Annotated in this window: 12 protein-coding genes; 6 read left to right on the top strand and 6 right to left on the bottom strand. The window is 39.5% G+C overall.

Annotated features, from left to right (window positions below; translation table 11 throughout):
• Positions 1-166: 166 nt before the first annotated feature.
• The 6 genes from ACWITO_RS08610 (at position 167) to porN (ending at position 6,847) form a co-directional block, all read left to right on the top strand.
• Positions 167-955, top strand: a complete 789-nt coding sequence (locus ACWITO_RS08610) for a uroporphyrinogen-III synthase (RefSeq protein ID WP_448529590.1) — start codon at positions 167-169, stop codon at positions 953-955.
• 81 nt (positions 956-1,036) lie between these two features.
• Positions 1,037-2,035, top strand: a complete 999-nt coding sequence (locus ACWITO_RS08605) for a PorP/SprF family type IX secretion system membrane protein (protein ID WP_448529589.1) — start codon at positions 1,037-1,039, stop codon at positions 2,033-2,035.
• Positions 2,036-2,140: 105 nt separating this feature from the next.
• Positions 2,141-3,364: a type IX secretion system lipoprotein PorK/GldK gene (gene porK / locus ACWITO_RS08600; RefSeq protein WP_448529588.1), complete on the top strand. Its 1,224-nt coding sequence runs from the start codon at positions 2,141-2,143 to the stop codon at positions 3,362-3,364.
• Positions 3,365-3,419: 55 nt separating this feature from the next.
• On the top strand, positions 3,420-4,226 hold the full coding sequence (gene porL / locus ACWITO_RS08595) for a type IX secretion system motor protein PorL/GldL (protein WP_448529587.1): 807 nt from the start codon (positions 3,420-3,422) through the stop codon (positions 4,224-4,226).
• Between the two features lie 107 nt (positions 4,227-4,333).
• Positions 4,334-5,914, top strand: a complete 1,581-nt coding sequence (gene porM / locus ACWITO_RS08590; RefSeq protein WP_448529586.1) for a type IX secretion system motor protein PorM/GldM — start codon at positions 4,334-4,336, stop codon at positions 5,912-5,914.
• 30 nt (positions 5,915-5,944) lie between these two features.
• Positions 5,945-6,847: a type IX secretion system ring protein PorN/GldN gene (gene porN / locus ACWITO_RS08585; protein WP_448529585.1), complete on the top strand. Its 903-nt coding sequence runs from the start codon at positions 5,945-5,947 to the stop codon at positions 6,845-6,847.
• A 65-nt stretch (positions 6,848-6,912) separates the two neighbouring features.
• On the opposite strand, the gene ACWITO_RS08580 is transcribed toward porN, so the two are convergent.
• The 6 genes from ACWITO_RS08580 to obgE form a co-directional block, all read right to left on the bottom strand.
• On the bottom strand, positions 6,913-7,995 hold the full coding sequence (locus tag ACWITO_RS08580; protein ID WP_448529584.1) for an iron-containing alcohol dehydrogenase family protein: 1,083 nt from the start codon (positions 7,993-7,995) through the stop codon (positions 6,913-6,915).
• Positions 7,996-8,091: 96 nt separating this feature from the next.
• Positions 8,092-8,499: a methylmalonyl-CoA epimerase gene (mce, locus tag ACWITO_RS08575; protein ID WP_448529583.1), complete on the bottom strand. Its 408-nt coding sequence runs from the start codon at positions 8,497-8,499 to the stop codon at positions 8,092-8,094.
• Positions 8,500-8,527: 28 nt separating this feature from the next.
• The gene (locus tag ACWITO_RS08570; RefSeq protein WP_448529582.1) at positions 8,528-9,511 is read right to left on the bottom strand and encodes an AAA family ATPase; all 984 of its coding nucleotides are present in this window, start codon (positions 9,509-9,511) and stop codon (positions 8,528-8,530) included.
• Between the two features lie 87 nt (positions 9,512-9,598).
• On the bottom strand, positions 9,599-10,453 hold the full coding sequence (locus ACWITO_RS08565; protein ID WP_448529581.1) for a substrate-binding periplasmic protein: 855 nt from the start codon (positions 10,451-10,453) through the stop codon (positions 9,599-9,601).
• Positions 10,440-10,940, bottom strand: a complete 501-nt coding sequence (locus tag ACWITO_RS08560; RefSeq protein WP_448529580.1) for a Fur family transcriptional regulator — start codon at positions 10,938-10,940, stop codon at positions 10,440-10,442. The genes ACWITO_RS08565 and ACWITO_RS08560 overlap by 14 nt, the downstream gene beginning before the upstream one ends.
• A 6-nt stretch (positions 10,941-10,946) precedes the next feature.
• Positions 10,947-11,966 (bottom strand): GTPase ObgE, encoded by a 1,020-nt coding sequence (obgE, locus tag ACWITO_RS08555; RefSeq protein ID WP_448529579.1) that lies wholly within the window; start codon positions 11,964-11,966, stop codon positions 10,947-10,949.
• Between the last annotated feature and the right edge of the window lie 107 nt (positions 11,967-12,073).

Genomic DNA, 12,073 nt, shown 5'->3' with positions numbered 1-12,073 from the left:
CTTGGGGGGGGGGATGTACAGGGCAAAATCTATGAAAGCAGATTGAAAGGTTTATAGTTTGAGGTTTGAAGTTTGATGAATTTGCGTAATAGATAGCTCTGCGAGTATTTTTTGTAGAAAATTTCTTTGTAAATCTTGAAAATCTTGGTATAAATTTTTTGAAGCAATGAAAGAAATGCTATTCAAGGAAGTAAAAAACCGAATGAAGCCTGTTTCCAGCATTTTGGTTACACAGCCTCAACCCACAGACCCCAAATCTCCCTATTTTGAGCTTGCCAAGAAATACAATTTGAAGATAGATTTTCGCTCTTTTATTGAAGTACAAAGGATTGATATGAAAGATTTTCGTAAGCAAAAAATCAATCCTTTGGAATTTACGGCAGTTATTTTTACCAGCCGCAATGCTGTGGATCACTTTTTTAGCATTTGCAAAGAGCTAAAAGTAGAAATGCCCCCTGAAATGAAATACTTTTGCATTTCAGAGCAAACGGCTAATTATTTGCAGAAATATATTGTAGTACGTAAAAGAAAAATTTTTACAGGTATCAAGACAGCAGAAGATTTGCTTCCTGCTATCAAAAAGAATAAAGACGAAAAGTTTTTGTATCCTTGCTCCGATATTAGAAAAGACGAGCTACCCGCTTTGCTTGAAAAAAATGGCATCAATTTTACCGAGTGTGTGATGTATCATACGGTAGCATCAGACCTTTCGGATTTGGCTGATGTAAAATATGATATTCTGGTATTTTATAGTCCTTCGGGGATTGCTTCGCTGTTTAGCAACTTCCCTGATTTTGTGCAAGGAAATACACGCATAGCCGCTTTCGGACCTACTACCGCCAAGGCTGTGAAAGATGCAGGCTTAATACTGGACATTGAAGCTCCTTTGCCCAATGCACCTTCAATGACAGGTGCTTTGGAAGCCTATATCAGGCTTGCCAACAAAATAAAATAAAAATTGTTTGAAAAAAATTTGCATTTTATTTTTAATTTTACATAAATTGCAGAATAAATTAGCACTTATTAAAACAAGTAGATGAAAAGAAATTTTACATACCTTTTATCCTTACAATTTGCCTTACTGGTATTGGTACGCTTGGGCTACGCTCAACAAGATGCCCAGTTCAGCCAATATATGTTCAATCCGTTTTACTACAACCCAGCGGTGGCGGGTGCTGATGGAAAAGCAAATTTTTTCCTCACGCACAGAACACAATGGCTCGGATACTCGGCTTCTTTTGATGATGGAGGCTCTCCTCAAACGCAAATGTTCAGTGCAATGGCTCCTTTTATTTTCGTGCCTAATACAGGAGTAGGTTTGCACGTAGTAAGAGATGTGAGAGGTCCGCTTACTAGCTTAGAGGCTCAACTTTCTGCAAATTATCATTTTAGCGTTTTTGAAGATAAAGGCAAACTTTCTGTGGGGGTAAGAGGAGGAGTGTATAGCCAAACTGTAGACGGCAATAAGTTTCGTTTTGTAGATGGCAATGATGCGGTTGCTCAATACTGGATTGGTAGAAGAGAAACGGCTCTCAAACCTGATTTAGCTTTTGGAGTTTGGTATAGCCAAGAAGATTTTTATGTAGGTCTTGCGGGTAATCACCTTTTGGGCTCGCAAATTAGTTTTGGATTAGATAACCTTATAGATAACGCACTTGCTCGTAATTTGTATGTAACAGGAGGCTACAACTATCCGCTGAATGACCAGTGGCTCTTACAGCCCTCTGTAATGATTAAAACCATTCCCGAAGCTACTCTTAAAACCACTTCTGTTGAGGTTTCGGTGCTGGGAACTTACAATCAAAAATTTTGGGGAGGTCTTTCATTCCGTCAATCTGATGCTCTGATTGCTATGATTGGAATGTATCCTCTGAAAGATAATAGTATGAGAGTAGGGTATGCTTTTGATTACACCATTTCTGGTAGGCAAGGTAAAGCTCCTACATCTCACGAGGTTTTCCTTAGTTATGGTTTGGCGTGGAAAAGATACGGAAAACCTACTCCCGAAACTCCCAGACACGGAACAAGACACTAACACAATGTAAAAAAATTGTAAAATTTTTTGCTTGATATTACGCAATATCAAAATTAGCATTATATTTGCATTGAAAACTCTCAAAATTAAAAAAACAAAGGTGTTATGAATAATTTGAATTTCCGCAACGTTTGGTTAGCCTCGCTTGTAGTGGGGAGTGCATTTTTGCAGGGGTGTGGCTTGCTTGGAGGTGGCAAAAAGAATGTAATGAAAAGTAAAGACCTCAACGACCGCATCATCAAATCTAAAGGTGAAATATATCGTTTTGATGTTGTAAGACCCGGTTGGGATCAGTACGTACCTCAAAGTATGGTGGTTGTTCCTGCGGGTACTTTCCATATGGGGCAAGCTGATGAAGATGTACCCCATACACAAATCAACTACAACAAGCAAATTACCATTAGTGCCTTCTTTATGGACGAAACAGAGGTTACGAATAATCAGTACCGCCTCTTTACAGAAGTAATGACTGCCTACGCATACAAAGGTGCTAACGGGGGCGTGCAGTTAGACCCTGACTATGAAGCCAACGTAATGCAGTACGTGGGCTTGAGCTACGACCAATCTAAAAATAACGCTTTGGATAGTAATTTCTTGAATAAAATTTTCCCTGATACACTTCGCTGGTCTAATGAATATGCTCACCATATGGGCGACCCTATGATGGAGTATTATTTTATGCACCCCGCTTTTGATGATTACCCTGTGGTAGGTGTAAAATGGACTGCCGCTCAGACTTTCTGCCAGTGGAGAACGCTACACCTTGACTACCACAGAGCTATGCAAGGCTTACCTTCTAACCCTCGTTTCCGTCTGCCTACCGAAGCAGAATGGGAATATGCGGCAAGAGGTGGCAGAAATTTAGCTAAATACCCTTGGGGTAATCCTTATGTACGCAATACGTTGGGTTGTATGCTTGCTAACTTCAAACCGGGTAGGGGTAACTACTATGATGATGGTTTCGCTTATACTGCTCCTGTGGCTTCTTACTTTGCCAACGACTGGGGACTGTATGATATGGCAGGAAACGTTGCCGAATGGTGCCAAGATGCTTATTATGAAGCCGCTGTACCTACCGTTTGGGATATGAACCCTGTTTTTGACCCTCAGGTAAGAAAAGGTGATGCTAATAGTATCGGATATAGTAATTTGAGTGCCTATCCTCGCCGTGTGGTAAGAGGTGGTTCTTGGAAAGATATTGCCTATTTCCTCGAAACAGGTACTCGTACCTACCAACATTTTGATTCAACTTCTACATCTATAGGTTTCCGTTGTGCAATGACCTACCTTGGTCGTTCGTCTGGCAACGAAATCAAAAGAGTACGATAAAAAATATCAAATTCTTAACCTTGTATTGTTTTCTTAACCTTAAATTTTTACTAAAATGGCTTACAAAGTTCTTAGTGCAAAAGAAAAATTTTATACCTACGTTGTTCCTAAAATTGTAGGTGTAGGTGCTTCTATCGTAATTTTGGGTGCATTATTTAAGCTAATGCACTGGCCTGGTGCCGCTTTTATGCTCATTGCTGGTTTAGGTACTGAGGCTGTAATTTTCTTCTTATATGCATTTATGCCTATTGATCCTCCTAAAACTGACCCCGATTGGGATAAAATGGTACAATCTTTGGCTGGTTTGGGTGGCGGACCTCAAAAAGATGAAAAAGTAGTTGCCAAACTTGCCGCTTTGGAAGCTCAAATAGCCAATGCTATCACTCCTGATGCTGTCAATAGCTTTGGTAGCGGTATGAAACAACTTTCTGATAGCGTAAGCAAAATGACTGCCATCGGTGAGGCTTCCGTAGCTACTGCCGAGTATGCGAAAAATGTGAAACTCGCTACCAATTCCCTAACTGAAATGAATAAAAACTTGGCTACTTCGGTAGGTGCAGTAACTGAACTTGCTAAAGCCTCTACTGATGCCAAAGCCTACCACCAACAAATTCAGACGCTTACTAAAACATTAAGTTCTCTCAACGCCGCTTATGAAATGGAATTGCAAGATAGCAAGAAATTTAGCGAGGCATTGAGCAAATACTATGGTGGTATGACTAAACTCATTGAAGGTGTTGTAGAAACTGCCAAAGATGCAGAAGGTTTGAAAGGACAACTTTCAGGACTTACTACCAACCTTACTGCTCTCAATAAGGTATATGGTGCTATGCTTACTGCTATGAAAGGAGCACAAGCCTAATTTTACACTACAAACCTACAAAGCCCAAAAAATGTTTTGTAGGTTTTCTTACCATACAATTCTGACCAAGTAAACTTTGAACTAAAACCAATAAACCGAAATACGTTATGGCAGGACCTAAAGAAAGCCCAAGGCAACAGATGATTAACCTGATGTACTTGGTACTTACCGCCTTACTTGCTTTACAGGTGAGTTCATCTATTATTGATAAATTTTTGTATATTAAGCGTTCCTTAGATGCTAGTGCTGATGATACCGAAGCAGATATTGTGGAATACATCAAAGGCTTTAAGGAAGATGCTGAAAAAGAAAAAATGACCGAAACCGAAGAGTATAAAAAGAAACTTGCCGCTATCGAACAAGTAAGAAGTATGACCAAGACGAAGTTGGATATACTTGCTAAGATAGAAAGCGATATTATAGACAAGGCAGGCGGTGGAAGAGATGAGAATGGCAAAATTAAGAATGCAGGTGGCGGTGAAACCCAACTTGAAGAACTTATGCTTGGAGCGGCAAATAGCAAGTCCGGTGAAGGATATAAATTGCAAAGAGAAATGAACCTCTACGCCCAAGAGCTTGGTAAGGTAGTAGCTGGTTTTAAAAAGGACATCAAACCAGAACTTGCTTTTCCTGCATTGTGCTTGGATAATAAAGACAGAAAAGACCTTGTGAAGCTAAAAGGTAACGAAGAGGAAATTAACAAGGATTACGCCCAAGCTAGTTTCCAAGCTACCCCCGTTGCGGCGGCATTAGCAGTACTTGCTCACTTGCGTACCGAAGTGAAGCGTTATGAGGATAATGCTATCAAAATCATTGGTGCCAAAGTAATTCCTCCTACGCCAGACGTGTTTTCTGCTCAACTTGCTTTGGAATCTGCTGTGGTAGCACAAGGGCAAAAAATAAAGGGAAAAATGTTTATTGTAGCTTCCAGCTCTAAGTCTGATATGCAACCTAAGTTTGAAGTTACAGGTTTGAAGGAAGTGAAAAATGGTGTTGCAGAAATTGAATTTATGCCTTCAAGTAATGGTGTAATTAAGGGTAAGGTAACGGCTATTTTGAATGGTAAAGAAACTGTATTGGAAACTGAACCTATTGAGTACAAAGTTGCTAAACCTAATATTATTGTAGATAACCCCCAAGCAAGACCAGTAGTGTACGAGGAATGTTATCATAAGTTTAATGTTTCTTGTCCAGAAATTGGTGCTTCATTTGCTCCCTCTTTTGTAGCGGCAAATGCCCAAGTAGTTGAAAAATCCTCAAACTCTGTGGCATTTATTCCTAATAAAGGAGCTAAAACTGTTGATTTAACTGTTCAAGGTAATGGTTTGAAAGATGTGAAGCAATTTAATGTTCGTAGAGTTCCTTCACCTGAGCCTGTACTTGTAATTGGTGGTGCAGAAGTTCCTGCTGAAAAAGGTGTAAAGGCAAGGATTGGTTTTAGCTTCAAAATTAAGCCTAATGAGGAATTTGCAAGCATCTTGCCTAACGAGGCACGCTACGAATACACCATCAATAGGGTAAAACTTGTAAAAGGTACGCAGGAACTACCCGGTGATATCAATTCACTTGCTCCTAAATCAGAGCCCGGAACAAGATATGAGGTATCTTTGACAGTATACAGAATAAACTCACGAGGACAAAGAGTTCCTGCTACTGTGAAAGACCCTATTATCATTCCTGTAAGGTAAGCTAAAAGCTAAAAACTAAAAATTTAAATTATGAAAAAGTGTTTGTTTGCATTATCGCTTTTATTGCTTAGTGTAAGTGCTTCATTTGCCCAGTTCGGCTACAATCCTAATGTTGTGAATCCTGTACTGGAAGATGACATAATGTTTAGAAAAATTGTCATCAGAAAGCTCAATTTTAAGGAAAAACAAAACAAAGGTTTTGCTCCTGATATTGATGACTACAACTTCCTTTATCAGTTATATTTGGCTATATCTGGTGAAGCAGATGTTAAACCTATCGGTTTGTCTATTACTCCTTACTCCACTGGTCTTAATATTCTTTCTTTGGGTAGGGTATCTGAGGAAAAAAAGATTAAATTACCGGCTGCTGACCTTCAGAGAATCAAGGAAGAGTATAAAAGTAACTTTGATGATGCAAACCAAAAGTATGGAAAAGAAGTAGACCCAAGCGTTTTTGGTTGTGTAGAATCTATTACAGACCCAACAGCTGGGGTAACTGTTAATGCACTGCAACCTTACGGAAGGGAAAATATTGCTTCCTTAGAAATCATAGAGGAAGTTATTTTTGATAAAAGACGCTCTCGGATGTATATCAATATCATTGCCTTTCATTTACTTTCTGTATGTGCCGATGGCGAAAAATCTATTGCTGTCGTGAAATACAAAGAAGTAGATAGATATTTCAGGGCTTTGTACAGAGAATCAAATCAGAGACTTGGAAGATGGTATAATCCTAAAAATGAACGTCGCCATATGTGTATAATGGACGCTTTTGAGCTACGTCTGTTTTCATCAAGAATTAAACAAATCTCCAATCCTGAAAATAAAGAGCTTTCAGAGATTACCAATAACAACATCACTGATGAGCTCTACAAAGCACAAGAAGCTGAAATGGAGTTAATGGAATTTGAGCATAATTTGTGGGAGTTTTAAGCTTAGCACAAACCCCTCTCCGAAAGAGAGGGGTTTTTTATTGGTGTAGTCGCTGGTTTATATCTTTACATTCGGTAATAAAGTTCCTTCAATTTGTTTCTCGTAAGTTTCTTTTCCCAATCATCACCAAGGGCGTGTTTCCACATATGCGTCAGAGCCCAACAAACATCTATCATTTTTTCAACTTGCTCTTCTGTCCAATCATTGGAAAGGTTTTGGGGTATAAAAATATCATTTTTCGCTACCATTTGGTTAAATTCTTTGACACCTTCGGGGTAAAACTCCTCTAAATGTGGAAAAATGATGCAATTAGCAAAGCAGTGCCTTGTGCCAAAAACATATGAAAGTCCATAAGAAAGAGCGTGGCATACCCCTACCTCCGAGTACGTAAGGCTCAATCCGCCGAAATAGGAAGCAACCATCAATTTTTCATCATTCAAAGGGCTTTGCCCTGAACCTTCATTCAAAAATACTTCTTTGCACAAATCTATGGCTTTGTAGCCGTAGGCTTCGCTGAAAGTATTTTTATACTGCCCCGTCATAGATTCCACACAATGAATGTAGGTATCCATTCCTGTATAAAACCATTGGTTTTTAGGTACGGTGGCAATTAAATCGGGGTCTAAAATGATTTGGTCAAAGACCGTCCAATCGCATTTTAAGCCCAATTTTTTAGTCGGACCCGTCAGTACGGCAGTCATAGAAACTTCGGCTCCTGTACCCGAAATGGTAGGCACGCCTACGTGATACACTCCCGGTTTCTTGATAAGGTTCAGCCCTTGATACTGCACCGAAGAGCCTTCGTTGGTTAGCATCAGGGCAAGGGCTTTTGCAATATCCATAATGCTACCGCCTCCTATGCCAATTACTCCTGCGGGCAAACCTTTGCTTTGCAAAAATCTATCGCGAAGTTCATCTATTTGCGATGTTTTAGGCTCCTCACCCGAAGTATAAATAAACTCAATCACATCATTTTTTTCGGCGGGTATTCTTTGGTGAAACTCGGGTTTATCTTCAAAATAGTGGTCTATGAGAAAAATGAAATACCCTTCATTTTCTGAGCGTTTGGGGGCAATAATTTCACCCAGCTTATCAAAACTCCCCCTGCCATAGGCACATTTACTAACCGATTGAAAATTTTTGAACATTGTTTTTTTAATTTACGCTGAAACAAAATTGATTTATTTTTCTTGTAAATTTTTGAAAATCAAGAAATAAAATCTTGTAAATCTTGAAAATCATTTTCAACTTGCTGTAATTTCCTGACAAAGTTCTACCAACACGCCATTAGTGGATTTGGGGTGCAGAAAGCAAATAAGTTTATTATCTGCTCCTTTTTTGGGTGTTTCGTTGAGCAAAGTAAAGCCTTCGGCTTGCAAACGTTTCATTTCAGCCTCAATATCGGCAACTTCAAAAGCAATATGATGTATGCCTTCGCCTCGTTTTTCAATAAACTTTGCAATAGGACTATCGGGCTGGGTGGCTTCTAATAGCTCTATTTTCGTTTCACCCATCATAAAGAAAGAAGTGCTAACACCTTCACTTTCAACGCTTTCAATTTTGTAATGCTCCTTGCCAAAAAGTTTGGCAAAAAGATTGTTCGCACTTTGTAAATCTTTGACGGCTATACCGATATGTTCAACTTTAAGCATAATATTGTTAATTTTCAATGAAAAACCTCTATCTCGGAACTTCTACGGCTTGCAGAATCTGATGAATAACATCTTCTAAACTGATACCTTCAATTTCTTTTTCGGGAGTAAGCATAATGCGATGCCTTAAAACGTGAGGCACAAGGAATTTGATATCTTCGGGAGTAACAAAATCTCTGCCGTCAAGTGCCGCAAAGGCTTTAGACGCATTGAGCAAGGCAAGTGAGGCTCTTGGCGAAGCCCCCAAATACAAAGCGTGGTTGTTGCGTGTGCGTGTAATTATCTGAGCAATGTACGAAAGCAAGTGCTTTTCAATATGAATTTCCTTAATCACTTTCCGATAAGCCGTAATTTCCTCGCCTGTGAGTACGGGTTGTAAAGCGTCTAATTGCCCTTTTGCTTTGCGGTCGTTGGCTTTGGAAAGAATACCGATTTCCTCTTCTACGCTTGGGTAATTGACTTGCAATTTGAACAAAAAGCGGTCAAGTTGGGCTTCGGGTAGGCGATAAGTTCCTTCTTGTTCAATAGGGTTTTGGGTAGCAAGCACCAAAAAAGGTGGATTGAGTACATAAGTAGTGCCTGCAAAGGTAATCTGACGCTCTTCCATTACCTCAAAAAGTGCCGCTTGTGTTTTGGCAGGTGCCCTATTGATTTCATCTATCAGCACCAAATTGGCAAAAATAGGACCTTTGTGAAACTCAAATTCTGAAGTTTTTAGGTTGAAAACGGAAGTACCTGTAACATCAGAAGGCATCAGGTCGGGGGTGAATTGTATGCGGGAAAATTGAATGGAAGTAATTTTGGCAAATGTTTTTGCCATTAAGGTTTTAGCTACGCCAGGCACTCCTTCCAAGAGTACGTGTCCATCGGCTAAAATAGCAGTGAGCAGTAAATCAATTATCGTATCTTGTCCTACGATTACTTTGGCTACTTCGGAGCGTATTGTCTTGACTTTTTCACTTAGTTCGGAAAGGTTGATACGGCTCTGAAAAATTTGTTCTTGCTGTTCCATTAAGTTGGTGTTTGAGGGTTCAAAGGTTCAAAAGATTTGAAGTTTGAGGTTTGAAGTTTATTCTACTTCTTTCTTGTCTCTAACCCACTAAGTTCCTTTCTGTAAAAGCACTTTTACGGCAACAAAACCGAGGTGTTTTTCTAAAATTTTTCGGTATTCGGGGCGAGTGGTGAATCCATTGGTTTCGTTGAGAAATTCATTCCAAATGATTGTCCAATCGCTACCTTTGGGCATAATAAAGCCATAAGGGTTGGTTTGGATTTTACCTGCTGTGTGAATTTTAATAGGCTTACCATTTTGCAGGGCATCGGCATAATAGAGAAAATCGTGTTTGGTGAAAGATTTGGGGTCCGAAAGCACTTTGCTAATAAGTTCATCAGCACTATTGACATACACGATTTCCAAGTCTTTGAAATAGTTGTTCTTAATATCCAAAATTTCGGCTTCTTGGGTAGAGCCTCGCAAGGCATAGGCTTTCATACCTCTAAAAACGGCACTGATAGAAGGTAAACTCGTCAGGTCGGGTACGGAGTTGTGTGTGATAATGTAGGAGATATTATCAATGTAGCGAGGTGTAAAGGACATTTCTTTTTTACGCTCTTCGGTAATCGTAAAAGGACCCAAAGCAAAAACGCCACCCCGAGAGGCTTTGATATTTTGCAAGAAAAGAGTAAAATTATCTATGGGTTTTTGGATATTGACTTTGATATTGATGTTTTTGGTTCGTTTTACATAAGCAATAAATTCTTTGAGAATATCTACGCAAATGCCTTCTAATTTGCCATCTGCGGTTTTATACACATAGCGGGGAGTTTCAAAATACGTAATAATGATAGTAGCTTCTTTATTTTTTTGGGCGTTCGTCCAGCTATCGCCTTGCAGTTGTGCTTGCAAAGCTGAAATGCTCCATAGCCACAGCAGTAGTATTTTAATCGTCCTCATAGGCTCTGCGAGGTTTGGGTTCGTGTTTTTTGTTTCGGTTTTCGCAGTTTTCTTTGGTACATTGTCCGTAAAAAACCAAAGAATGGTGCAAGATATTAAATTTCATCAAATTACCAACCATATCCTGAATTTGCTGAATACGAGGGTCGCAAAACTCTAAAACTTCGTGGCAATCTACGCAAATGAGGTGGTCGTGTTGTTTGAAGCCATAAGATTTTTCGTATTGAGCCAGATTTTTGCCAAACTGATGTTTGGTAACCAAATCACATTCTACGAGCAAATCCAGTGTATTATACACCGTAGCCCTGCTCACACGATATTTTTTGTTTTTCATACTGATATAAAGTTCCTCTACGTCAAAATGGTCTTGACGAGAGTAAATCTCCTCTAAAATCGCAAATCTTTCGGGGGTTTTGCGAAGTTCCTTTTTTTCCAGATAAGCAATAAAAATTTTTTTTACCTCTTCAAAAAGTTTGGTGTTCAGCATACGGTTTTATTCGTTTGTAATAAGAGAAACATTGGCTTGTGAAAGTTGTTCCCAAAGCAAATCTTTGAGAGCCTCAATATTTTTATTGGTAAGAGCCGAAATAAAAATGCTCGGAATATTTTTGGGTAAAGTTCTTCTAAGTTTTTGCAAAGCGAGTTCATCAAGCAAATCTATCTTGGTTACTGCCAAAACACGCGGTTTTTCCAAAAGTTCGGGATTGTATTTTTGTAGCTCTTTGAGTAAAATTTTATATTCTTTGCTAATGCTTTCGCTTTCAGCTGAAACCATAAACAAAAGTAGAGAATTGCGTTCAATATGTCTTAAAAAACGCAAGCCCAAGCCTTTGCCTTCGGAAGCTCCTTCAATGATGCCCGGAATATCGGCAACAATAAAAGATTGAAAATCTCTGTATTTCACCACACCCAAATTCGGTGTGAGCGTAGTGAAAGGGTAGGGGGCAATCTCAGGTTTTGCGGCAGAAATTACCGATAGCAAAGTAGATTTTCCCGCATTCGGAAAGCCCACTAAACCCACATCTGCCAGCACTTTCAGCTCTAAAATAATCCATTTTTCTTCGCCTGCTTCGCCCGGTTGTGCATAGTGTGGAGCTTGTTTGGTTGAAGTTTTGAAATGCCAATTCCCCAGCCCCCCTCTACCACCTTTGAGCAAGATTTTCTCTTCACCATTTTGGGTAATTTCCAACAGCACTTCTCCTGTTTCGGCATCTTTGGCAACCGTTCCAAGCGGTACTTCAATGACTACATCTTTGCCGTCGGCACCTTTTTTATTATTTCCTTGTCCATTTACGCCATTTTCGGCTTTGATGTGCTTTTGATATTTCAGGTGTAGAAGTGTCCAGAGTTGCTGATTGCCTCGCAAGATGATATGTCCGCCACGCCCGCCATCGCCGCCATCGGGTCCGCCATTGGGTACATATTTTTCTCTACGAAAATGCACAGAGCCTGCTCCGCCTTTGCCCGAACGGCAGTTGATTTTTACGTAATCAATAAAATTTGGTGATGACATTGAACAGCAATTATTCTACAAAAATAGAATTTTCTGACGAAAATAGCAAAGAAGTTGTTTAGGATTGAAAAAGATTTCCAATGAAAGTTGTATATTTAGGTGCTGAA

The organism is Raineya sp., from assembly GCF_053497555.1.
Note: the sequence above shows the minus strand (reverse complement) of the source record. Positions and strands in the feature narration are given on the sequence as shown.

Coding starts and splice junctions, on each gene's coding strand:
- ACWITO_RS08610 (WP_448529590.1), top strand. CDS start 167: ATGAAAGAAATGCTATTCAAGGAAGTAAAAAACCGAATGAAGCCTGTT.
- ACWITO_RS08605 (WP_448529589.1), top strand. CDS start 1,037: ATGAAAAGAAATTTTACATACCTTTTATCCTTACAATTTGCCTTACTG.
- porK (WP_448529588.1), top strand. CDS start 2,141: ATGAATAATTTGAATTTCCGCAACGTTTGGTTAGCCTCGCTTGTAGTG.
- porL (WP_448529587.1), top strand. CDS start 3,420: ATGGCTTACAAAGTTCTTAGTGCAAAAGAAAAATTTTATACCTACGTT.
- porM (WP_448529586.1), top strand. CDS start 4,334: ATGGCAGGACCTAAAGAAAGCCCAAGGCAACAGATGATTAACCTGATG.
- porN (WP_448529585.1), top strand. CDS start 5,945: ATGAAAAAGTGTTTGTTTGCATTATCGCTTTTATTGCTTAGTGTAAGT.
- ACWITO_RS08580 (WP_448529584.1), bottom strand. CDS start 7,995: ATGTTCAAAAATTTTCAATCGGTTAGTAAATGTGCCTATGGCAGGGGG.
- mce (WP_448529583.1), bottom strand. CDS start 8,499: ATGCTTAAAGTTGAACATATCGGTATAGCCGTCAAAGATTTACAAAGT.
- ACWITO_RS08570 (WP_448529582.1), bottom strand. CDS start 9,511: ATGGAACAGCAAGAACAAATTTTTCAGAGCCGTATCAACCTTTCCGAA.
- ACWITO_RS08565 (WP_448529581.1), bottom strand. CDS start 10,453: ATGAGGACGATTAAAATACTACTGCTGTGGCTATGGAGCATTTCAGCT.
- ACWITO_RS08560 (WP_448529580.1), bottom strand. CDS start 10,940: ATGCTGAACACCAAACTTTTTGAAGAGGTAAAAAAAATTTTTATTGCT.
- obgE (WP_448529579.1), bottom strand. CDS start 11,966: ATGTCATCACCAAATTTTATTGATTACGTAAAAATCAACTGCCGTTCG.